This window comes from Nocardia colli (assembly GCF_008704205.1).
In the GTDB taxonomy this organism is placed as follows: Bacteria; Actinomycetota; Actinomycetes; order Mycobacteriales; family Mycobacteriaceae; genus Nocardia; species Nocardia colli.
This window is the reverse complement of the sequence record NZ_VXLC01000001.1, coordinates 542,546-562,996: the sequence shown is the minus strand read 5'-3', so window position 1 is coordinate 562,996 and position 20,451 is coordinate 542,546. Positions and strand designations below refer to the sequence as shown.

Here is a 20,451-nt window from a genome sequence, read left to right as displayed (position 1 = left end):
CGATGGTCGCGAGAAATCCGCGTCGACGGCCCGCGCGATCATTCGGAGGAACAATGCTGCCAGCGGGAATGGATCCCCGAACGCCGGTGCTGGTCGGTGCCGGACAGACCGTGCACCGCAGCGGCGAACCGGGTCTGCCGGGTCCGGTCGAACTCGCCGCCGAAGCGCTCCGCCGCGCGGGCGCCGACAGCGGCACCGGCGATCGGCTGCTGCGCTCCGCCGATCTGATCGCCGCCGCGGCGCCGGTCAGCAGGCCGTACCCGGACCTCGGCGCGCTGGTGGCCGGCCAACTGGGTGCGACGCCGAAGCGAACATTCCAGTCCGTGCGGTTCGGCGGCGACGCACCGCAGCGCCTGCTCAACACGGTCGCCCAGGAGATCGCCGACGGCCGCTCCGACATCGCGCTGATCACCGGCGCCGAGGCGGTCGCCGCCTGGAACACCGCCACCCGCACCGGCGCCGCGCTGGACTGGCCGGAGCAGCCGGAGGACGTGCAGCCGACCGAACTCGTCGGCTCGGACCGGGCGCCCAACTCCGACATGGAAACCGCGGCCGGCCTGTGGGGCCCGGTCTACTTCTACGCCCTGATGGAAACCGCCCTGCGCGGCCGGCTCGGCTTGACCGAGGACCAGCATCGGGCGCGCATCGGCGGCCTGTGGTCGCGGCTGTCCGAGGTGGCGGCGAACAATCCCTATGCGTGGCAGCCCACGCCGCAGCCGGCCGCCGATCTGGTGACGCCGACGCCCTCGAATCGGCTGGTGTCTACGCCGTATCCCAAGCTGCTCATCGCGAATCTTTCGGTGAATCAGGGCGCCGGGCTGATCCTGTGCAGCGCGTCCGCGGCGGCCGCGGCCGGGGTGCCGCGGGACCGCTGGGTGTTCCCGCACGGCGGCGCCACCGCGACCGACGAGTGGTTCGTCTCCGAACGCGCGGACCTGGCCGCCTCGCCGGCCATCGCCGCCGCCGGGCAGGCCGCCCTCGGCGCGGCCGGCCTCGGCATCGACGACGTCGCGCACATCGACCTGTACTCCTGTTTCCCGGTCGCCGTGCAGGTCGCGGCCGAGGCGCTCGGTCTGCCGATCGACGATCCGGCGCGGCCGCTGTCGGTCACCGGCGGGCTCACCTTCGGCGGTGGGCCCGGCAACAACTACACGACTCATTCGATCGCGACCCTGGTCGGCTTGCTGCGCGAGGATCCGGACGCCTACGGCCTGGCGACCGCGCTCGGCTGGTACATCACCAAACACGGCGTCGGCGTGTACTCGGCGAAACCGCCTGCGCAACTGTTCCATTCGATCGAAGCGGAGGTGCCCACCGCCAGGCGGGATGCCGCTCCCGGCTACACCGGCCCGGCCACCGTCGAGTCGTACACCGTCGCCTATCGCAAGGGCCCCGCGCCCGATCACGCCGACGAGCCCGAGGCCGTCGTGGTCAGCGCTCTGACTCCGGACGGTGCCCGCATACTTGTCCGGGCGTCCGATGCCGAGACGGTCGCGGCCTTCGATGACGGTGACCCGCTCGGCGCCACCGCCGACATCGCCGCTGCTGACAAGCTCACCCTGCTCGAAAGGACTGTCAAATGAATGACCTGATCTTGGTCGAACGGCGTGACGCCATCACCGTGCTGACCGTCAACCGCCCCGAGGCGCGCAACGCCATCAACCTCGCGACCGCGCAGGCCATCGAGACCGCCATCGACGAGTTCGAGGCCAATGCCACCGCCAGGGTGCTGGTGCTGACCGGCGCGGGCGGAACCTTCAGCGCGGGAATGGATCTCGTTGCCGCCTCGAAGGGCGAGATGCCGATGACCCAGCGCCGCGGACCGCTGGGGATCGCCGCGAAACCCCCGGTGAAGCCGATGATTTCGGCCGTCGAGGGTTTCGCGCTGGCCGGCGGCTTCGAGCTGGCGCTGTCCGGTGACCTCATCGTCGCCGCCGACAACGCGCAGTTCGGCATCCCCGAGGTGCGGCGCGGCCTGGTCGCCGCCGGCGGTGGCGTGCTGCGCCTGACCCAGCGCCTGCCGCGCAGCATCGCGGCCGAACTCGCGCTCACCGGCGGGCGGATCGGTGCCGACCGGCTCTACCAACTGGGCCTGGTCAACCGGATCACCGAGCCCGGCGCCGCATTGGACGTAGCCCTGGAGCTGGCCGCCGAAATCGCCGCCGCCGCACCGCTGGCGGTCGCCGCGAGCAAGCGGATCATCGACGAGTCACCGGACTGGACGGTGACCGAGGCGTTCGCCAAGCAGGGCGAAATCGCCTTGCCCGCACTGTTTTCCAAGGATGCCGCAGAGGGCGCGCTCGCCTTCGCGCAGAAGCGCGAACCCCAGTGGCAGGGTCGCTGACCGCCGCGGGCGAACGCGCCAGGGAGACCCAGGCGCAACGCCGGGCGCGGATGCGCGCCCGGCTGCTCGACGCGGCGGTGGAGAGCCTGATCGAGGTCGGTTACGCGGGCACCACCACGCTCGAGGTGCAGAAGCGGGCGGGCGTGCCGCGCGGCACGTTGCAGCATCACTTCCCGACCAAGGCCGACCTGCTCGCCGGTGCGGTCGAACATCTCGCCGCGCGCCGATTCGACCAATTGACCAGGGAATTCGCGGAGCTGCCGGAGGCGGCGGATCGGCTGGAGGCCGCCGTCGAGCTGACCATGCGGATGCTCAGCGGGCCGTCGTTCTGGGCCGCGCTGGAGATGTGGGTCGGCGCGCGCACCGACCCGGAGCTGCTGGCCGCGTTCCTGCCGCTGGAGCATCGGCTGTTCGAGTTGATGCACAACAGCATTCGGGACGTCTTCCGCGCGGAGTTCCCGGATGACCCGCGGGTGCCGACGATCACCGAGTTCACCATCGAGATCATGACCGGCCTCGCCATGCGGGTGCTGCTGACCGGCGAGGTGGATCGGAACCGAATCATCCAGCACCGCTGGCGCAATGCGGTGCGCATCCTGCTGGGGACGGCGCATCCGGACACGCTGACCGAGCCGCGTCCGCCGCGGTAACTACCGGCCGGCGGTGTCCAGCACTGCTCGCGCGCACGCGGCGGGATCGTCGTAGAACGGCGTGTGGCCGCTGCCGTGCAGGGTGACGTGTTCGGCGTGCGGCAGTTCCGCACGGGCTCGGCGGCTTTGCGTGCGATAGGTCAGCAGGATGTCGCGATTGCCCCAGGCGATGGTGACGGGAATGTCTGCCAGAGCGCCGATTTCGTGCAGTTTCGCGTCGTCGAACGAGGCGAGGGCCGGCTCGAACCCCGGTGCGTCGGCCGCGCCGTTCGCGGTGTCCACCGCGATCTGGGTGCTGACCGCCCACGGTTTGCCGAAGACCAAGCCGAGGAACACCGTTCGGCCCGCCGCGGTGCCGAGAATGGTCGGGAGGGCACGTTTCATCGGACCAACGAGCATCCGTGACTTGCCGAGCGACTGCTGACACCACACGCGACCGGCGTTGTCCCAGAACGCAATCGGCGAGAACGCGGTGACCGAGCGGGCCAGCCCGCGTGCGCCCAGGTTCAACGTGATCAGCCCGCCCATCGAGTTCCCCGCCAGGTGCGGCCGCTCGATCCCCTGTGCGGCAAGGAATTCCGCGAGCGCATCGGTGAGCGTGTCGACGGTCGTGGTGGCCAGGGGCGCGGATCCCGCGAAGCCGGGCAGATCGACGGCGATCACGTCATAGGACTCGGCGAGCGTGTCGATGATCGGCTCCCACACCTGCCACCGGCTCCCGATGCCGTGCACCAGAACCAAGGGTTCGCCGCTACCGACCCGATGATGGTTCAACATGGTCATCCCAACTCTCGCCCGGCCGTGCGCCCACAGTAACAGCAGTCACCAGCCATCAGTTGGCGATCTCCTGTGCGGAACCGGACAATTTCCGCTGGCAGCGGCCCGAAAAGTCGGTACGATAAATGGTATGGCAACGCGTAAGGTCACCCTTTCGCTGGACGAGGCCGCCTGGTCCTTCGCCGAGCAGGCCGCGGCCCGCGCGGGCATGTCGCCCTCGGCGTGGATATCGAAGGCCGCGCGGCGCGAAGCCGTGCGCACCGGCTGTGGTCCGGCACTCGATGTGACGGCTCAGGCCGCCGCCGACGCGGCCGAGATGGCCGCCGCCGAGGAGGCGATGCGTGCGGCGGGGTGAACTGTGGATCTACAACCCGCATGGTTCGCCGCGACGGCGCACAGTCGTGCTCATCAGCAGTGACGGCATCAACGAGTCGCCGAGGCCCTGGCTGATCGCCGCCGAGGTGGTCGAGGACGACCCCCAGGACATTCTCGCCGTGCCGGTAGAGCGGTACGGCTGGGTGCACGCGGGCAACATCGGCCGCATCTTCCGTGGCTGGCTCGCCGAACGCGTCGACGAGATGGAAACCGAGACGCTCGAACGCCTGGATACCGCGCTGCGCGCCGCCATGGATTTGTGAAAATCTGCTTCGTACGAAGGTTTCCGCACTGATCGGTACCATCGTGGCCGACGTCCCACAGCGTCCATTCGACGACAGTGTCCATTTCGACAGATAGGGATTCAGGTGCGGATTTCCCTGATCGCCGCGGCGCTCATCGCGCTGCCGGTGCTCGCGGCATGCGGCAACGACAAAGCGGCGGCAGCGCCCACGGTGACGCAGGCGGACCTCGCCAAGTCCCTGCAGGACAAGGGCCTCAAGAGTCAGCAGCTCGCCGACTGCGCCGCGAAACTCTTCATCGACCAGGGCATCTCGCAGGACGGTCTGCGGGTCATGGTGAGCAACGAGTACGACACCAAGGCCGCCGACCAGGAGACCCTCGGCATGAGCAAGGACGACGCGGAAAAGGCGCGCACCGCGAGCACCCGCATCGCCACCGAATGCATGACCGCTCCGCGCTGACCCACGCCCCTTCGTTCATCGGCGCGACCGCGGTATTCGTTTTATGCTGAGGTCGCGTCGATGCGTGTGTCGGCGGGGGAGATGAGGCCGGCATGCAACCGCAGTATCAGAATTCGCCGTATCCGCCCGCGCCGCAACGAATCACGCCGTCCGGCTGGTGGTTCGCGTTCGGCGGCTTGCTCATCGCGATCGGTGTGCTCGGCGGCCTCGGGCTCGGGATTTTCGGCATCACGCAGACCTCCGGCAAGATCGACGATTTTCAGCGGATCCCGGTGCCCGGCTCCGGTGATGTGCGGCTGACCGAAACCGGCGGCTACACAGTCTATTTCGAAGGTCTCGCGGGCCGGGTGAATATCGTGATCACCGATCCGGCCGGTTCGGCTGTGCCGCTGAACAAGTACGACGCGACGGTCACCTACTCGTTCGGCAAACACAGTGGCGAAGCCGCCTTTTCGTTCGAGGCGAAGCAGCCGGGCACCTATCACGTGACCACGAAGGGTGATTCCGGCGGAACCGCCGCCGTCGGCCGCGGCCTCGGTGATTCGTTCGTCTTCCAGCTGTTCGCGGCGTTCGGCATCGGCGGTGGTGGGCTGATCCTCGGCCTCGTGGTGATCATTGTCGTCGCGGTCAAGCGCAGCGGCAGCAAGCGCAGAGCGGCGCTCGCCGGTGGGGGCGGGTATCCGCCCGGCTCGCTGCAATACGGTCCGCGCGAGTACTGACCGTCTCACATGGCGACGACCAGCTCGATCCGCGCCTGCGATCCGGCGCCGAGGTCTTCGGCGGTGCGGACCGCCTTCTTCACCGGCAACACGTAGGTGGCGCGTGACTTGTCTGGAAACAGCGAGGTCGACCAGCGGCTGGTCCCGATCGTGACGTGCACCCGGACCGACCCGAACCCACCCGCGAGCTGGGCGTACCGCTCCTCGATCTCGTCGGCGATCTCCTCGGGCAACGAGATGAAATGCCACGACCCCATACCGGCGTGTTCCCACACTTCCGCCGTGAACGAGTACTGCGATCCAGCCACGTCGCGACTGTAGCGGGACCCACCGACAACTCCGGCGGACCATCATTTCGATCGCGGTGCGCGCAACCCGTGAGCCGAGCAGGGTGCTGCGCGATCGTGGGGTGATGACATCCCTCGAGGCCAAATCCGCCACAGACGCCGAACTGGATGCGGTCTTCGGACCGATCTTCGACCGCATCGCGCAGGGGGCGGTGGCGCGCGAAGTCGACCGACGCTTGCCGTTCGAGGAGGTGGGCTGGCTGCGCGAGGCGAAGTTCGGCGCACTGCGGGTGCCGGTCGAGTTCGGCGGGTACGGGGTCACCGTGCGCCAGCTGTTCCGGCTGCTGATCGAGCTGGCGGCGGCCGAATCGAACCTGCCGCAGGCGCTGCGCGTGCACTTCTCCTTCGTCGAGGATCAGCTGCTGGCCGAGCCGGGGCCGAGCCGCGAGCAGTGGCTGCGGACGGTGACCAGCACGCTGGTCGGCAATGCGATCACCGAGCCGGGGGTGGGCGCGGTCGACCGCTATCGCACCAGGCTGACCAAGGACGGCGACCGCTGGCTGCTCAACGGGGTGAAGTACTACAGCACCGGCTCGCTGTACGCCGACTACATCCTGGCGGCCGCGGACCGCGACGGCGAGCGGGTGGGCGTGCTCGTCGACGCGAACGCCGAGGGCGTGCGTCAGCACGACGACTGGGATGGCTTCGGCCAGCGCCTGACCGCCAGCGGCACAACGGAATTCACCGATGTCGTGGTCTCCGAGGAGCGCATCCTCGGTCCCGGCTATGGTGCGCCCGGCCCGACCTACGCGACCTCGTATCTCCAATTGGTCCAGCTCGCCGTGCTGGCAGGCATCGCGCAGCGCGCTGAGCTGGACGCACGGGAATGGGTGGCGGGGCGGACGCGCAGCTACTCGCACTCCGCCGCCGGTGTGCCGCGCGAGGATCCGCTGGTACAGCAGGTGATCGGCCGCCTCTCGGCCGCGGCCTTCGCCGCCAAGTCGAGCGTGCTCGCCGTCGCCGATGTCCTCGACGGCGTGCTCGCCGGCGGCGCGAAGGACGAAAAGTCCTTGGTAGCAGCAGAACTCGCCGCCGCACAGGCCCAGCTCGCGGTGATCGACCTGGTGCTGCCCGCCACCACGCTGCTTTTCGAGGTCGGCGGCGCCTCGGTCGTCTCCGAACGCCAGCGGCTGGACCGGCATTGGCGCAACGCGCGCACCATCTCGGTGCACAATCCAGCCATCCAAAAGGCCAGGGCCATCGGCGATCACCTGCTGAACGGCGCCGAACTGCCGTTCGCCTGGAGCGCGGGCGAACGCAAGCCGGCGGCGGAGGCGCAGCAGTGACCCGCCGAATCCGGTTCAACGCCTTCGACATGAACTGCGTCGCCCATCAATCACCGGGACTGTGGCGGCATCCGGACGACCAGTCGCACCGGTACAAGGAGCTGGGCTACTGGACCGAACTGGCGAAACTGTTGGAGCAGGGCCGGTTCGACGGCATCTTCATCGCCGACGTGCTCGGCACCTACGACGTCTACGGCGGCACCGACATCGCCGCGCTGCGGCAGGGCGCGCAGATCCCGGTGGCCGATCCGCTGCTGCTCGTCTCGGCCATGGCCGCGGTCACCGAACACCTCGGGTTCGGCATCACCACCGGCACCGGTTTCGAGCATCCGTTCCCGTTCGCCCGCCGGCTCTCCACCCTCGACCACCTCACCAACGGCCGCATCGGCTGGAACGTGGTCACCGGCTACTTGCCCTCGGCGGCAAGGAATTTCGGCGCGGACGACCAGCTCGACCACGACGAGCGCTACAACCAGGCCGACGAATACCTGGAGGTCCTGTACAAGCTGTGGGAAGGCTCCTGGGAGGACGACGCGGTGGTCCGCGACGCCACCGCCGGCGTCTATGTCGACCCGGCGAAGGTGCACCACATCGGCCATCAGGGCAAGCACTTCACCGTGCCCGGCATCCACCTCTCGGAGCCGTCGCCGCAGCGCACGCCGGTGATCTATCAGGCGGGCGCCTCGACCCGCGGCGTCCGGTTCGCCGCGGAGAACGCCGAGGCCATCTTCATCGCCGCGCCGTCGAAACGACTTCTCGCCCAGACGGTTTCCCGAATTCGCGGGTCGCTACGGGAGGCCGGTCGGGACCCGTACTCCGCCCGGATCTACGCCCTGGCCACCATCATCACCGACGCCACCGACGAGGCGGCACAGCGCAAGCACGAGGAGTACCTGTCCTACGCCAGCATCGAGGGCGGCCTGGTGTTCATGTCCGGCTGGATGGGGATCGACCTGTCCGGCTACGACCTGGACGACCCGATCGGGCAGGTGGAGAGCAACGCCATTCAGTCCGCGGTCGCCGCCTTCCAGGAGTTCGACGACGACGGCCGCGAGTGGACGGTGCGCGATATCGGCCGGTGGGCGGGTATCGGCGGGATGGGCCCGGTGTTCGTCGGATCGGGCGCCACCGTCGCGGACCGGCTCCAGGAGTGGGTCGAGGACACCGACTTGGACGGCTTCAACCTGGCCTACGCCATCACGCCCGGCTCGTTCGAAGATGTTGTGCGGCACGTTGTTCCGGTGCTGACCGAACGTGGCGCCTATGCCACCGACTACGTCCCCGGCACGCTGCGCAACGCACTGTTCGAAGCGGGCGATCGGCTACCCGACGAGCATCGCGGTGCCCGCTACCGCATCGGCGCACCCGGATCCACCGCACTTCCCGACGAGGTCTCGCGCCCAGGGGCGCAGGTCGCTACACCGAGTGCCTAGCTGTTTCCGGCGAGCACTTCGGTGCTCGCCGGAACATCACGAAGGGAGCGCCGCGAGGAAAGCCCGCGCGACGGATTCCAGTCCCGCCCGGTCGATGTCATCGAACCGATCCGGCTTCGGACTGTCGAGATCGAAGACGCCGACGAGTTCGCCATTGTGCACCAGCGGAATAACCACTTCCGAACGCGTCTGCGCGTCACACGCGATATGCCCGGGAAACGCGTGCACATCGGGCACCAGTTGGGTTTCCCTGGTCTGTGCCGCGGTCCCGCAGACGCCTTTCCCGATGGCGATACGAACGCACGCCGGCTGACCCTGGAACGGCCCGACGACGAGCTCGTTTCCGTCATAGAAATAGAACCCGACCCAATTCAGTTCGGGCAGCGCGTGGAATACCAGCGACGACAGGTTGGCGGCGTTGGCGACGCGGTCGTGCTCGCCCGTGACCAGCGCCTCCGCCTGCGCGACGAGCTGCTGGTATTGCTCGGTCCGGTCTCCGGTCAGATCGGCAACGGTGAACGACATGGCCCGAATGGTACGCCAGGGAAAACTTCTGTCTGCTCATTGATTCTCGCTGATCGCAACACTCACGAGGGCCACGTCACAGCCCGGATGATCCGAACATGACAACGCAGAATTCCGTTCCCCGTTCCACCCGTTCGGCCGCGGTAATCGGGGCCGGCCAAACCGGCGTCACTGCGGCACTAGGCTTGCTCGACGCCGGATTCGACGTCACCCTCTACAGCGATCGCGATCAACGCGCACTGCGCGACGACGTGCCCGCCACCGGCACCGCGCTCGAATTCGGCATCACCCAGCAGGCCGAATCCGCGCTCGGACTGGACACCTACACCGCGCGGGCGCCACGGCACTCCGGACTCAGCGTCCGCATCGCCGGACCGGATCGCGCCGAATTGATCCAATTCGACGGCAATTTCGACGGCTACGTCGGTATCGCCGTCGACACCCGCTTGAAGGCCGATGAACGGCTCACCGCTTTCCTGGAACGCGGTGGCCGGTTCGTGGTCGAGCCGGTGACCCCGGAATCCCTCGACCCGATCGCCGCCGCCAACGACCTCACGCTGGTCGCCACCGGCCGCGGCGGACTTTCGGACCTGTTCCCGATCGACGAGACGCGCACCCCGTACGACGCGCCGCAGCGTTCGCTGCTCACCGTCACGGTGACCGGAATCGGTTACGACAAGGACTTTTTCGCGCATCGCAGCCCGGCGGGCGGCGGGCACAGCGGCTTCTCCATCTTCGCCGAGCAGGGCGAGGCGTGGTGGGGTCCGTACCTGCACAAGGACGCGGGCCCGAGCTGGGCGTTCCTCGGCTGGGCCCGGCCGGGCAGCGAATGGGAAACCCGTTTCGCCGCAGCGGATTCCGCCGAATCCGCGCACCGGATCGTGCAGGACCTCTACCGCGACTTCATCGACTGGGATCTGCCCGAGGTGCTGGCCACCCAGGTGATCGCCGACGACCCGCACTCCTGGTTGAAGGGCGCGGTGCGGCCGGTGGTCCGGGCCGGTGTCGGTCGGACCGCGGGCGGTCACGTGGTGGCCTCGCTCGGCGACACCTCGGCCGCCTACGACCCGATCGCGGGTCAGGGCGCGCAGAGCGGGTTGATCCAGGCGCAGCGGCTCGTCGCGGCCGCGGCCGTGCACGACGGCCGGTTCGACGAGGCGTGGCTCAGCGAGCAGTACGCGGGCTTCCTCGCGGTGCGCGGCGATGCCGCCAACAAGGTGACCCGGCTGTTCCTCGGCGACCCCGAGCTGGCCGACATCGGCAACACGCTGTTCGCGGCCGCGGCCGTCGAGCCGAAGTTCGCCGCCGCCCTGGTCGGCCTGCTGCACCACCCGCAGCCGTTCCTCGCGGTCGACTCGGTGGCGGCGGCCAACGCCTTCATCACCAGCGTCACCGGCGAAGACGCGGAGGCACTGCTCGGCCGCTTCGCACCCGCAGGCAAGTTCGACCGATCCACCTTCGCGAACACCCTCACCCACGCCTGAGACCCGAACATTCCCGGTACCGCGATCCGATCGCACAGATTCAAACCCTCGTGCCGGTCGGGTCGCGGTGCTGGAGTGGGAGGAGATCGACGGCTACCCCCGACCCCATGGAGCACACAATGACCACGGAGCAGATTGCCGAAGAGATCAAATTCGCCTACTGGGTGCCCAATGTCAGCGGGGGACTGGTCACCAGCGATATCGAACAGCGCACCGGCTGGGATTTCGAGTACAACAAGAAACTGGCGCAGACCGCGGAGAACAACGGCTTCGACTACGCGTTGTCCCAGGTACGCTACACCGCCTCCTACGGCGCCGAGTTCCAGCACGAGTCGACCTCGTTCAGCCTCGCGCTGCTCGGCGCGACCGAGCGGCTGAAGGTGATCGCGGCCATCCACCCTGGTCTCTGGCATCCGGCGGTGCTGGCGAAGTTCGGCGCCACCGCCGATCACCTCTCCAACGGGCGCTTCGCCATCAACGTTGTATCCGGTTGGTTCGCGGGCGAATTCACCGCGCTCGGCGAGCCGTGGCTCGAGCACGACGAACGGTACCGGCGCAGCGCCGAATTCCTCGAGGTGATCCGCAAGATCTGGACCGAGGACGACGTCAACTACGGCGGCGACTTCTACCGGATCCGCGACTTCACCCTGAAGCCCAAGCCGCTCAACACCCCCGAGCGCCCGAATCCCGAACTGTTCCAAGGCGGTAACTCGACCGCGGCCCGGCGCAACGGCGGCCGCTACGCCGACTGGTACTTCTCCAACGGCAAGGACTTCGACGGCGTCACCGAGCAGCTCGACGACCTGCGCGAGATTGCCAGGGCCAACCAGCGCGAGGTGAAGTTCGGACTGAACGGCTTCATCATCGCCCGCGACACCGAGAAGGAAGCCAAGGACACCCTGCGCGAGATCGTCGACAAGGCGAACAAGCCTGCGGTGGAAGGGTTCCGGGACGCGGTGCAGCAGGCCGGGGCGTCCACCAAGGACCGCAAGGGCATGTGGGCGGACTCCTCGTTCGAGGATCTCGTGCAGTACAACGACGGGTTCCGCACCAAGCTGATCGGCACGCCGGAGCAGGTCGCCGAGCGGATCGTCGCCTACCGGCAGCTCGGCGTCGACCTGATTCTCGGTGGCTTCCTGCACTTTCAGGAGGAGGTCGAGTACTTCGGTGCGAAAGTGCTTCCGCTGGTTCGGGAACTGGAGGCCGCGCGGCGGCCGGTCGCGGCGGTCGGCTGATGACCGCGGTCGCGGCCGATCGGATTACCTCGGCCGCACAAGCGTTTTCGGTCGCGGAACATCTCGCGGCCGAGTTCGCATCGGGTGCGGCCGCCCGCGACCGTGACCGGATATTGCCGCACGCGGAGGTGGAGCGGCTCGCGGCCAGCGGGCTGCTCGCCATCACCGTGCCCGCCGAGTACGGCGGCGCGGACCTGCCGCCGAGCGCGGTGGCGGAGGTGGTGCGCATCCTCGCCGGCGCCGACCCGAATATCGCGCAGATTCCGCACAGTCACTTCGTTTACGTGAATCTGGTGCGGCTGGCCGGCACCGCCGAGCAGCGCAAGCGTTACTTCGCGCAGGTGCTCGACGGCGGGCGCATCGCCAACGCGCAGTCCGAGCGCGGCGGCGCGACGATCGCCGACATCGCCACCACGGTCCGGCCCGCAGGGAGTCAATTCCGGGTCGATGGCCGCAAGTTCTATTGCACCGGTTCGCTGTTCGCGAATCTGCTTGCCGTGCTGACCAGACTGGACGATCTCGACGGGAACAGCGGGCTGGAGCCGGGGGAGTACATCGCCTATCTGCCGGCGGATTCCGCAGGCGTGCAGATCATCGACGACTGGAACGGCGTCGGCCAGCGAACCACGGGCAGTGGCACCGTCGTGTTCGAGGAGGTGCTGGTCGAGCGGGATCAGTTGATCCGTCGTTCGGCTGCCGTGCAAGCGCCCACCGGCTACGGCGCGTTCGCGCAATTGCTGCACGCGGCCATCGATGCGGGGATCGCCCGGGGCGCGCTCGGCGCGGCAACGGAGTTCGTGCGCACGTCGAGTCGCCCGTGGTTCGAAGCCGGTGTCACCGACGCCGCCGACGACCCCCTGGTGATTCAGCGATTCGGCGAGCTGTCCGTCGCGGTGACGGCCGCCGAGGCGGCGCTCACCGCCGCCGGTGTCGCGGTGGACGCGGCCACCGTGGGTGTTTCGCAACCCCCCGAACAGGGGCTTGCCGGATTCGAATCGCGTGGCACAGTGGAAGACAGCGAACAGGAGAATGCCGCCGGTCGGGCATCGCTGGCGGTTGCCGCGGCGAAGGTGCTTGCCGACCGAGCGGCCATCGAGGTGTCAAGTGCGCTGTTCGAAGTGGGCGGAACACGCAGTGCCGCAGCGGAGCTCAATCTGCATCACTTCTGGCGCAACGCGAGGACACATACCCTGCACGATCCGATCCGATGGAAATACCAGCATCTCGGCCGTGCGCTGTTGCACGGTACCGCGCCACCGTTGCACGGCGTGATCTGACCGGGTTGCCGGTCGAAACAGCAAGTGATCGAAAAGGATACGAACAGTGACAGTGACGGTCGTAGTAGGCAATCCGAAGCCCGCCTCCCGCACCTTGACGGCGGCCACGCTGGTCGCGAAGGGGCTGCGTCCCGAGGTGGAGCCCACCGTGATCGACCTGGTCGAGTTCGGCGCCGCCCTGCTCGGCTGGGGTGATCCGGCGGTTGCCGCGGCGGTGCGCACCGTATCCGATTCGGAGCTCGTCGTTTTCGCGAGCCCGACCTTCAAGGCCACCTACACCGGGCTGTTGAAACTGTTCCTCGAGCAGTTCGACGGGGGCACCGGACTGGCCGGTGTGCTCGGTGTTCCGGTGATGCTCGGCGCGGGACCGGTGCACGCGCTGGCGCCGGACCTGCTGCTCAAGCCGGTCCTGGTCGAGCTGGGCGCCACTGCGGCGCTGCCCGGTCTGTACCTGTCGGATCGCTCCTTCCAGGAGGACGGCGTGATCGATCGCTACAGCGACCGCTGGCGTTCCGTCGCGCAGGCGCTGGCCGTCACCGCGGAGGTGCCGAATCATGCATGAGCTCTTCGAGTTTCCCGCGGACGGCAGCGGATTGCGCAGCGCCTTCGCCAATTTCCCCAGTGGCGTGGTCGCGGTGTGCGCCGAAATAGACGGCACGCCACACGGTCTCGCGGTGAGCACGTTCGTGCCGGTCTCGCTGGATCCGCCGCTGGTGTCGTTCTGCGTGCAGAATTCGTCCTCGACCTGGCCCAAGCTGGCCGCCGCCGGCCATCTCGGGCTGAGCCTGCTCGGCACCGATCAGCAGGAGGCCGCGCGGGCGCTCGGTGCGCGCAACGGTGACCGCTTCCGCGGCACCGAACTGCACCGGGGGACCGGTGAGGCGGTGTTCATCGAGGGTGCGTCCGCCTGGATCGAAGGCGTGCCGGAGGCGGAGGTGCCCGCGGGTGACCACGCGGTCGTCATCCTGCGGATCCATCGCATCGCCACCCGCACCGATGTCGATCCACTCGTGTTCCACGGCAGTCGATTCCGCCGGCTGGATGTGGAGGTCAGGGGGCTCGCCGGGTGATTCGGGGGTAATCGGCCCTGGTCGTGGCGGTTCTCGGTGGGTGTGCGAAACTTGGAACGCATCTATTCGGAAGGGTCGGTCATGACATTGGGCATGGTTCTCGGTGACGTTTCCTCGCGCACTTCGACGCGGTAGGAACACCCAGCCTTTACAACTCCTCGTCGCGGTGCACCCCGTGCCCCTGCATGCTCGATCACGAGGAGTCGCCGATGTCCATGATGACCTGGACCGAAGCCGATACTGTCCGAACCGTTCCCTGGCATTCCGAAAGCGCGACGCCGGCGCCGACCCGGATCATGGTCGCCGACGACCGGATGAATGCCGAGACCGCGTATCGCCTGGCCTGTGAAGGGACGGCGCTGCTGTGGCGCGGTGACTATCACAATGCTCGTCAGCTGCTTCAGGCGATGAGTCGCCGGGTCGATCGGAAAGCGCCTGGACCAGGGGATAGTCCGGCCGAGTCGTTCCGGTTGCAGCGCCGGGCGCGTAATCATCGTGCGCGGGTGCTCGGGAAGCTGCTGGTTCAGCTCGAGGGTGATCACGCGCTCGCGCTGCGTCGCGCGCCCGATGTCCGCCAAGCGTGTGACGACGTGTACGGACAGTCTGGCGAGCCCATGCTCATCGCGCTCACCGAGTTGCTCGGTGTGCTCGGCGCGGCCCAGTGGCGGGAAAAGGGCGTGCAGATACCTGCGCTGGACGCGACTATCTACCCGCACTACGGGGTGTTCTCGCCGATTCGCGGCGAATATGTCGATCTGGTCGCCGCCACGCCGCTTCCGGCTCTGCATCGCACCGCGTTCGACCTCGGGACCGGGACCGGAGTGCTGGCCGCGGTGCTGGCTCGGCGCGGTGTCGGTCAGGTCGTCGGTACCGATGACAGTCCGCGTGCGCTGGTCTGTGCGCGCGAGAACATCGACCAGTTGGGTCTCGCCGGAACCGTCGACATCGTCGGCCCCGCTCTCTTCCCGGAAGGTCGCGCCGACCTCGTCGTCTGTAATCCGCCGTGGTTGCCAGCCCGGCCGACGTCCGCGATCGAGCACGGCGTGTATGACCAGGACAGCGGCATGCTTCGCGGTTTCCTCGCCGGGCTCGCCGATCACCTCGAGCCGGATGGTGAAGGGTGGCTTGTGCTGTCCGATCTGGCCGAGCATCTCGGGTTGCGGACCCGGGACGACCTGCTCGCCATGATCGATTCAGCCGGGCTGCACGTCATCGATAAGACCGATACGACGCCGCGGCATCCCCGTGCGCAGGACGCCTCCGACCCGCTGCATGCCGCTCGTGCCGCGGAAGTCACCTCGCTCTGGCGGCTGGTCGTCTCGCTGTAACGACGAGTGGTGGCGGACCGCTCGCGCGTTCCGCCACCGTCCCGTGCCGACTTCGATCAGGCTGCGGGGCAGCGGGTTTGAGGGATCGTGAGGTTGATGAGGTATTGATCGGCGGCGGTCGTCGTGCACGGCGAGCGGTCGTAGATGCCGTGGCCCCAGCCTTCGTAGGTCAGCAGGGTCGAGTTCGGCGTGTTCTTCGCGACGCCTTCCGCCCACTCGTGCGGTGTCGCCGGGTCGTGCAGCGAGTTGATGATGAGCACCGGTGGGCCGTCCACGATCTGCGGGCGATGTGCCGGGTTCGCCGGCGGGATCGGCCATCCGGAGCACAAAGAGCCTGCGCCCCAGGCGAAGTGGGCGCGCAGCGGCGCGGAGTTGTCGTTCTGTTCGCGCCACAGCCGGGTCCACTGGTCCTGGTTCGCGATGTCGAACGTCCAGTCCGAGCAGACGGTGATCTCCGGCATCGGCGCGGGTTTACCTTGCAGCTGCGCCGGGGCGGGTGGCAGCGGGCTTCCGGCGGGCTGGTCGGTCAGCGCGCGCAGATCCGTTGCCAGCCGGGACCATTCGGGCCGATAGAGCCGCTGGATGAGCTGAGCGTTCAGATCGAACGCGCCGAGTGACTTGGCCGCATCGGTGGGATCGCGCAGCTCACCGCGCGCGGCCTTGGCGTACAAATCGCTGAAAACCTGATCGGCCGGTGTCCCATGCAGCGCGCATTGCGTATCCCGCGCGCACCACGCCGCGAACTCGCCGAAAGTGTCCTTGCCCGCTCGTGCTTCGCTGGCCAGGAAGGCCCGGCCGTCCAGACTGTGATCGTCCACGCTGTCCAACAGCATGGCGCGCAAGTGTTTCGGGAACAGCTCGGCGTACGCCTGCGCTGGCATCGTCCCGTAAGACCGGCTGTACGTACTGATTTGGTTCACCCCGAGCGCCAACCGCACCGCCTCGACATCACGCGCGATACTCACCGCATCGAGGTGATCCATCAGCGTCCCCGTGTACTGCCGGCAGCTGGCCGCGAGATCCCTTGCATACGAGTGCACTTCATCGATCCGCCCACCCAACTCCGGAACCAGAACGGGCCGATACTTGACCAGCCCCGCATCACACTGCACCGGATGACTCCGCTTCACCCCACGCGGATCGATGCTGACAATATCGAACCGCCCCCGCAGCTCCGCGGAAAACTTTCCACCCTTCAGGATTTCATCCACTCCCGACCCACCAGGCCCACCTGGCAACGAAACCAACGTCCCCACCTTCTCCGCTGGCCCGTCAGCCCGATCCCGCACCACAGCGACATCGATTCGCTCCCCCTCCGGCCGCGCCCAGTCGATCGGAACACTGACTGTCCCGCAATCGAATTCAGCATTCTCCGAACAGGGCTGCCACCTCAGCGAAGCACTCGGCTCGGCCTCCGACGTGCAGGCGGCCAACACTCCCGAACCAAGTACGGCGGCCAACCCCGCAACCAATACAGCGCGACCAATCAACATGCCCAGATCGTCGACCCACCGATTCCCCATCCACATCACCCCACCGAGCCACCCCAGCTCCCCCTCCGGTACTGCGCCCGCAACAGAGTTACGGCGTCGCACCTCGGAAGTGCCGCTGTTCATGCGGCGAGCGAGCACTCACGACGTGGCAGGCAGGTCGGCATCGGGGCCGGGCTGGACCAATCGGAAGGGGGAATCCGCTCGTTGCATGATCCGTCGCCGGTACCGACCTTCGATGTCGTGGTTGCCGACGGTGCCGGAGAGGAGCAGCGTGTGATCGCCGTCCAACTGGAATCGGATAGTGGTTGGCTGATCCGAAAGTCGCCGGCGGATCAGCAGCGATCCTTCTTGCAGATCCAATGCCCAGACCGTGGTGGCCCCGGCGGGGGTTTGGCTGACGAAACTCGTGTAGTCGGCGCGGTCGGTGACGGCCACGTTCGCCCACGGACCCGGCTCCAGTCCCGTCATCGTCGCGGGTACGCCGTCGACGGTGAACGACAGCGCCGTCCATTCGCCGTCGAGGGCCGAGCGCGGGGAATGCATGTTGTGAATGGCGAGGAGCGCCACGACGGCGATCAGCGTCGAATGTGCTGCCACGGTAACGAATCCGAGGGAGGTCGCACCGACTCGAACGGATTTGGACCCCGGCGCCGGCCACAGTTTCCGCGGCGCGAGCGGCACGCTGTTGGTGAGGACTCGCGCCACATTCGGCCAGTACGGGGCAGTGATGGCGATCGCGGTGGCCACCAGTGTCCCCGACAGGATCTTGACCGGCACGTCGTAACAGAGGTTGAGCAGAAAGACCTGTGCCATCGCCACAATGGCTAGCAGGCCGCCGGCCAGCCACGTTCGTTTCGACAGCAGCAGCACTCCGGCCGTGATCTCGGCCAGGCCGGTGGCGATCGAGTACATATCCGATGCGCCCATGAAGGTCCACAACGTATCTTTCAGCCCGAGGTCGCCAACCAGTGGAAGCTGGTGCGCCGGCTGCGTCATATATCCCATCTGAATGGGAATCGCTTTCGCCAATCCATACGCAATAAGATCGACCACCAGGCCTACTCGAGCAACCTCGAATAATGACCTCCCCAGACTCCGATAATTATCCCGCCGTCGATCGAGAGCAGTCCACGCGACCGTTGCCACTATCGCGACGAAGAAGCACCCCGCCAGGGCATACCAGTCTCCGAGCGTATCGCCGCTGTTCGTAGCATCCATAGCGACCTCGCGCCCGCGCAACAACACACTGCCCACCTGCGCCAAACCAGTCTTGAGCGGCATGATCAATGCATTCAGCACGACAAAACCGCCATACACGAATACAACAAGCACAGACCCGCCGACCGTAAACAAAAACCGGAACCCCAATTTCCGCAGCGGCGTCCACGAGCCTCCGGTCGAAACACTCGATAGTGCAATAGAATTCGAGCCCGGCATCGAAAAGCGCATAGTCAGGACGCTAGCAGCACCCGATACGCCACCGATATCGCCCGCATTGCCCATTCGGCATCATCCCTCCGGTGTATTGCCCGATTACCGCCGGTGATGAGCAGGCCAGCGAACCCAGCGGCAGGGCGCAACTCCGCGATGCGCCGCGACTGCCCGTCACGCGGGCGAAGCAACAGGTTCGAACCAATCGCTTTGGCATCGAGGCGCTTCGACACCCCCGAACCCGAGTGCCGCGCTCCGCGCAGCAGGTCAAGGCAACAAAAAAAGCCCTGCACCAGGGCATCTGGCCGGGGCTTCCACTACTGAGAGCCGATGACGGGAATCGAACCCGCGCTGTCTGCTTGGGAAGCAGAAGTTCTACCATTGAACTACATCGGCAGACCGGTAAAGGTACTTCCGAGACTTTAGCAGAACTGTCCCCCCACCGGGAAAAGTCCTGGCAGACACCCCTGACCTGCGCCGACTGTCGGACGTTGGGGACGGCGCCGTCTCTAGTCCGGGATCCCGCTCACCCACGGGGCGAAGGATGCATGGGTGCAGGGTAACGGTGACCCGAGGTCCGCTTGCGCCTCATCACGGCCAGTCGTAAGCTCCCCGGCGGGAGGGAGTTAGTCGCATCGCCTCACGCCCGGACTTGCACCATCCCTAGGTTTGTAGACATGCAGCATTATCGGGGAGGGATATCATGACATTTTCGGCTCGGCCGGGCGATATTTATGGGATGGGTGACCTTTCCGCAAATTTGGCGCAGACGGTACGTAATGCCACTATTCTCGCCAAGGCGCCGGTTGATTTTTCCTACAAAGGAGACGGCGCCTTCGATAACGCCGGTTTGATTGATACCGTCGGGATAGATGACGCGGTGGCAATATTCGGCTCCATGATGGCATCTCGCCTCACCAGCCGGTCGGTCGATCTGGACGCGGTGGGGTACGAGCTGAAACGAGCGTCCTGGCGCTACAGCTCCACGGATAGAACTTCGGCTGACAAGCTCGCTGATTCGCATTCGAAGATCGAAAATTATGGCGGCTATACCGGATACAACGTAGATCCAGTTAACGATGCGACCACGTTCCCGGCGGGTGATAGCCCGGACGTCGAGCTTCCGGCGCATCGGGAAAGTGATATCAGGTCGATCATCGATTCAAGTAAAGGGATCTTGACCGATATCGACAAGAACATCAAAGAGGTCACCGCTTGGCTGCATGACAACGTTGGCCTCGGTCCAGCTGGTGGATGGAGTCCGCTGGAGCAGCTCATCGGTCCATTGGCCGGCAACTGGGCCGAGTTGGAGCGAGCGGGTGAATGCTTCAGCAAGGCAGGTACCGCTGCCGAGGCCCTCGCCTCTACGTTGAAAGCCGGTAACAGCCAGCTTGCTTCGAGCTGGACCGGCAAAGCGGCGGATGCCTATCAGGATCATGGGTTGCGATTGGCCAACGCCATGGCATGGGAGGGGTCGATCGGCAGGATCGCAAAAGCCGTTCTCGACGCAACTTCTCAAGAAATCAAGGACGCCACCAAGACGCTCCTCGATTATGTCAATAAAAAAGTCAAAGAAGAGCTGATCGACAAAGGCCTGAAGGATGTCTTCGCGAAGGTGTCCACCTCGCTAATCCCTGGCGTGGGCTGGTTGTTCCGCGCCAAGGACCTGTACGACCTCGGTAAAGCGATCTGGGAAATCTATCAGCACGCGACGGAAACCCTCGATAAGATGAAGCAGGTCATCGCCGATGCGAAAGCGGTCATCGAGGCGCTGCAGAATCCGCAAGATGCGGCGGCCAAAGAACTTCAGGGCAGAATTGATAAGCTAAAGGATAGGTATAAGGTAGACGAGCGGAAGCAGCAACTCGAGCTCGGCATCGATATTATCAACGCCGCTGACGTTAGTAAGGTCACGAACGCGCCGAAGGATAAATATACCGCGCCGACCGGAACGCAAGCTTGGGAGGACTGAA

At 66.6% G+C, this 20,451-nt stretch carries 21 protein-coding genes and 1 tRNA gene; 16 read left to right on the top strand and 6 right to left on the bottom strand.

Annotated elements, in window-relative coordinates; genetic code table 11:
- Positions 1–68: 68 nt before the first annotated feature.
- Genes F3087_RS02750 through F3087_RS02740 form a run of 3 tightly spaced genes read left to right on the top strand, consistent with a single transcriptional unit; the run spans position 69 to position 2,994 of the window.
- The gene (locus tag F3087_RS02750; RefSeq protein ID WP_223884784.1) at positions 69–1,583 is read left to right on the top strand and encodes a thiolase C-terminal domain-containing protein; all 1,515 of its coding nucleotides are present in this window, start codon (positions 69–71) and stop codon (positions 1,581–1,583) included.
- A complete protein-coding gene (locus F3087_RS02745; RefSeq protein ID WP_150400159.1) occupies positions 1,580–2,344 on the top strand; it encodes a crotonase/enoyl-CoA hydratase family protein in 765 nt (254 codons plus the stop codon). Before F3087_RS02750 ends, F3087_RS02745 begins: the two co-directional genes overlap by 4 nt.
- Complete coding sequence (locus F3087_RS02740; protein WP_150400158.1) at positions 2,329–2,994, top strand: TetR/AcrR family transcriptional regulator; 666 nt, start codon at positions 2,329–2,331, stop codon at positions 2,992–2,994. The genes F3087_RS02745 and F3087_RS02740 overlap by 16 nt, the downstream gene beginning before the upstream one ends.
- On the opposite strand, the gene F3087_RS02735 is transcribed toward F3087_RS02740, so the two are convergent.
- A complete protein-coding gene (locus tag F3087_RS02735) occupies positions 2,995–3,777 on the bottom strand; it encodes an alpha/beta fold hydrolase (RefSeq protein WP_150400157.1) in 783 nt (260 codons plus the stop codon).
- Positions 3,778–3,901: 124 nt separating this feature from the next.
- Between F3087_RS02735 and F3087_RS02730 the strand changes: the two genes are divergently transcribed.
- The 4 genes from F3087_RS02730 to F3087_RS02715 all read left to right on the top strand — a co-directional run bounded on the left by F3087_RS02730 (position 3,902) and on the right by F3087_RS02715 (position 5,569).
- Positions 3,902–4,126: a hypothetical protein gene (locus F3087_RS02730; protein WP_150400156.1), complete on the top strand. Its 225-nt coding sequence runs from the start codon at positions 3,902–3,904 to the stop codon at positions 4,124–4,126.
- Complete coding sequence (locus F3087_RS02725; RefSeq protein WP_150400155.1) at positions 4,113–4,409, top strand: hypothetical protein; 297 nt, start codon at positions 4,113–4,115, stop codon at positions 4,407–4,409. The genes F3087_RS02730 and F3087_RS02725 overlap by 14 nt, the downstream gene beginning before the upstream one ends.
- Before the next feature lie 105 nt (positions 4,410–4,514).
- Positions 4,515–4,850 (top strand): hypothetical protein, encoded by a 336-nt coding sequence (locus F3087_RS02720; RefSeq protein ID WP_150400154.1) that lies wholly within the window; start codon positions 4,515–4,517, stop codon positions 4,848–4,850.
- A 92-nt stretch (positions 4,851–4,942) separates the two neighbouring features.
- A complete protein-coding gene (locus F3087_RS02715; protein ID WP_150400153.1) occupies positions 4,943–5,569 on the top strand; it encodes a hypothetical protein in 627 nt (208 codons plus the stop codon).
- A gap of 5 nt (positions 5,570–5,574) precedes the next feature.
- Here F3087_RS02715 and F3087_RS02710 read toward each other — a convergent pair whose 3' ends face one another.
- A complete protein-coding gene (locus F3087_RS02710) occupies positions 5,575–5,877 on the bottom strand; it encodes a DUF1905 domain-containing protein (protein ID WP_150400152.1) in 303 nt (100 codons plus the stop codon).
- 104 nt (positions 5,878–5,981) lie between these two features.
- Between F3087_RS02710 and F3087_RS02705 the strand changes: the two genes are divergently transcribed.
- Together F3087_RS02705 and F3087_RS02700 are read left to right on the top strand one after the other, a co-directional pair.
- Entirely contained in the window at positions 5,982–7,202 is a 1,221-nt protein-coding gene (locus tag F3087_RS02705; protein WP_150400151.1) for an acyl-CoA dehydrogenase family protein, read from the top strand.
- Complete coding sequence (locus F3087_RS02700; protein WP_150400150.1) at positions 7,199–8,635, top strand: LLM class flavin-dependent oxidoreductase; 1,437 nt, start codon at positions 7,199–7,201, stop codon at positions 8,633–8,635. Before F3087_RS02705 ends, F3087_RS02700 begins: the two co-directional genes overlap by 4 nt.
- A gap of 36 nt (positions 8,636–8,671) precedes the next feature.
- Here F3087_RS02700 and F3087_RS02695 read toward each other — a convergent pair whose 3' ends face one another.
- Complete coding sequence (locus F3087_RS02695) at positions 8,672–9,160, bottom strand: GAF domain-containing protein (protein WP_150400149.1); 489 nt, start codon at positions 9,158–9,160, stop codon at positions 8,672–8,674.
- A gap of 98 nt (positions 9,161–9,258) precedes the next feature.
- Here F3087_RS02695 and F3087_RS02690 point away from each other — a divergent pair, with 98 nt between their 5' ends.
- The 6 genes from F3087_RS02690 to F3087_RS02665 all read left to right on the top strand — a co-directional run bounded on the left by F3087_RS02690 (position 9,259) and on the right by F3087_RS02665 (position 15,554).
- Positions 9,259–10,644 carry a styrene monooxygenase/indole monooxygenase family protein gene (locus tag F3087_RS02690; protein ID WP_150400148.1) on the top strand — a complete coding sequence of 462 codons (1,386 nt, stop codon included), beginning with the start codon at positions 9,259–9,261 and terminating at the stop codon, positions 10,642–10,644.
- 119 nt (positions 10,645–10,763) lie between these two features.
- Entirely contained in the window at positions 10,764–11,879 is a 1,116-nt protein-coding gene (gene sfnG, locus F3087_RS02685) for a dimethylsulfone monooxygenase SfnG (RefSeq protein ID WP_150400147.1), read from the top strand.
- On the top strand, positions 11,879–13,156 hold the full coding sequence (locus F3087_RS02680) for an acyl-CoA dehydrogenase family protein (RefSeq protein ID WP_150400146.1): 1,278 nt from the start codon (positions 11,879–11,881) through the stop codon (positions 13,154–13,156). Before sfnG ends, F3087_RS02680 begins: the two co-directional genes overlap by 1 nt.
- A gap of 46 nt (positions 13,157–13,202) precedes the next feature.
- Positions 13,203–13,718: an NADPH-dependent FMN reductase gene (locus F3087_RS02675; RefSeq protein ID WP_150400145.1), complete on the top strand. Its 516-nt coding sequence runs from the start codon at positions 13,203–13,205 to the stop codon at positions 13,716–13,718.
- Positions 13,711–14,226 (top strand): flavin reductase family protein, encoded by a 516-nt coding sequence (locus F3087_RS02670; RefSeq protein ID WP_150400144.1) that lies wholly within the window; start codon positions 13,711–13,713, stop codon positions 14,224–14,226. Before F3087_RS02675 ends, F3087_RS02670 begins: the two co-directional genes overlap by 8 nt.
- Before the next feature lie 209 nt (positions 14,227–14,435).
- The gene (locus F3087_RS02665; protein WP_150400143.1) at positions 14,436–15,554 is read left to right on the top strand and encodes a methyltransferase; all 1,119 of its coding nucleotides are present in this window, start codon (positions 14,436–14,438) and stop codon (positions 15,552–15,554) included.
- A gap of 56 nt (positions 15,555–15,610) precedes the next feature.
- On the opposite strand, the gene F3087_RS02660 is transcribed toward F3087_RS02665, so the two are convergent.
- The 3 genes from F3087_RS02660 to F3087_RS02650 all read right to left on the bottom strand — a co-directional run bounded on the left by F3087_RS02660 (position 15,611) and on the right by F3087_RS02650 (position 18,874).
- Positions 15,611–17,047: an alpha/beta hydrolase gene (locus F3087_RS02660; RefSeq protein WP_223884783.1), complete on the bottom strand. Its 1,437-nt coding sequence runs from the start codon at positions 17,045–17,047 to the stop codon at positions 15,611–15,613.
- A 138-nt stretch (positions 17,048–17,185) separates the two neighbouring features.
- Positions 17,186–18,550: a hypothetical protein gene (locus tag F3087_RS02655; RefSeq protein ID WP_150400141.1), complete on the bottom strand. Its 1,365-nt coding sequence runs from the start codon at positions 18,548–18,550 to the stop codon at positions 17,186–17,188.
- A 253-nt stretch (positions 18,551–18,803) separates the two neighbouring features.
- Positions 18,804–18,874, bottom strand: a tRNA-Gly gene (locus F3087_RS02650).
- Between the two features lie 307 nt (positions 18,875–19,181).
- On the opposite strand from F3087_RS02650, the gene F3087_RS02645 reads away from it, so the two are divergent.
- Complete coding sequence (locus F3087_RS02645) at positions 19,182–20,450, top strand: hypothetical protein (RefSeq protein WP_150400140.1); 1,269 nt, start codon at positions 19,182–19,184, stop codon at positions 20,448–20,450.
- Position 20,451 lies beyond the last annotated feature (1 nt).

Bases quoted from the DNA above. Each gene is read 5' to 3' on its own strand.
- F3087_RS02750 (WP_223884784.1), top strand. From the start codon at position 69: ATGGATCCCCGAACGCCGGTGCTGGTCGGTGCCGGACAGACCGTGCAC.
- F3087_RS02670 (WP_150400144.1), top strand. From the start codon at position 13,711: ATGCATGAGCTCTTCGAGTTTCCCGCGGACGGCAGCGGATTGCGCAGC.
- F3087_RS02695 (WP_150400149.1), bottom strand. From the start codon at position 9,160: ATGTCGTTCACCGTTGCCGATCTGACCGGAGACCGGACCGAGCAATAC.
- F3087_RS02735 (WP_150400157.1), bottom strand. From the start codon at position 3,777: ATGACCATGTTGAACCATCATCGGGTCGGTAGCGGCGAACCCTTGGTT.
- F3087_RS02690 (WP_150400148.1), top strand. From the start codon at position 9,259: ATGACAACGCAGAATTCCGTTCCCCGTTCCACCCGTTCGGCCGCGGTA.
- F3087_RS02715 (WP_150400153.1), top strand. From the start codon at position 4,943: ATGCAACCGCAGTATCAGAATTCGCCGTATCCGCCCGCGCCGCAACGA.
- F3087_RS02645 (WP_150400140.1), top strand. From the start codon at position 19,182: ATGACATTTTCGGCTCGGCCGGGCGATATTTATGGGATGGGTGACCTT.
- F3087_RS02655 (WP_150400141.1), bottom strand. From the start codon at position 18,550: ATGGGCAATGCGGGCGATATCGGTGGCGTATCGGGTGCTGCTAGCGTC.
- F3087_RS02680 (WP_150400146.1), top strand. From the start codon at position 11,879: ATGACCGCGGTCGCGGCCGATCGGATTACCTCGGCCGCACAAGCGTTT.
- F3087_RS02665 (WP_150400143.1), top strand. From the start codon at position 14,436: ATGTCCATGATGACCTGGACCGAAGCCGATACTGTCCGAACCGTTCCC.
- sfnG (WP_150400147.1), top strand. From the start codon at position 10,764: ATGACCACGGAGCAGATTGCCGAAGAGATCAAATTCGCCTACTGGGTG.
- F3087_RS02660 (WP_223884783.1), bottom strand. From the start codon at position 17,047: ATGTTGATTGGTCGCGCTGTATTGGTTGCGGGGTTGGCCGCCGTACTT.
- F3087_RS02705 (WP_150400151.1), top strand. From the start codon at position 5,982: ATGACATCCCTCGAGGCCAAATCCGCCACAGACGCCGAACTGGATGCG.
- F3087_RS02745 (WP_150400159.1), top strand. From the start codon at position 1,580: ATGAATGACCTGATCTTGGTCGAACGGCGTGACGCCATCACCGTGCTG.
- F3087_RS02730 (WP_150400156.1), top strand. From the start codon at position 3,902: ATGGCAACGCGTAAGGTCACCCTTTCGCTGGACGAGGCCGCCTGGTCC.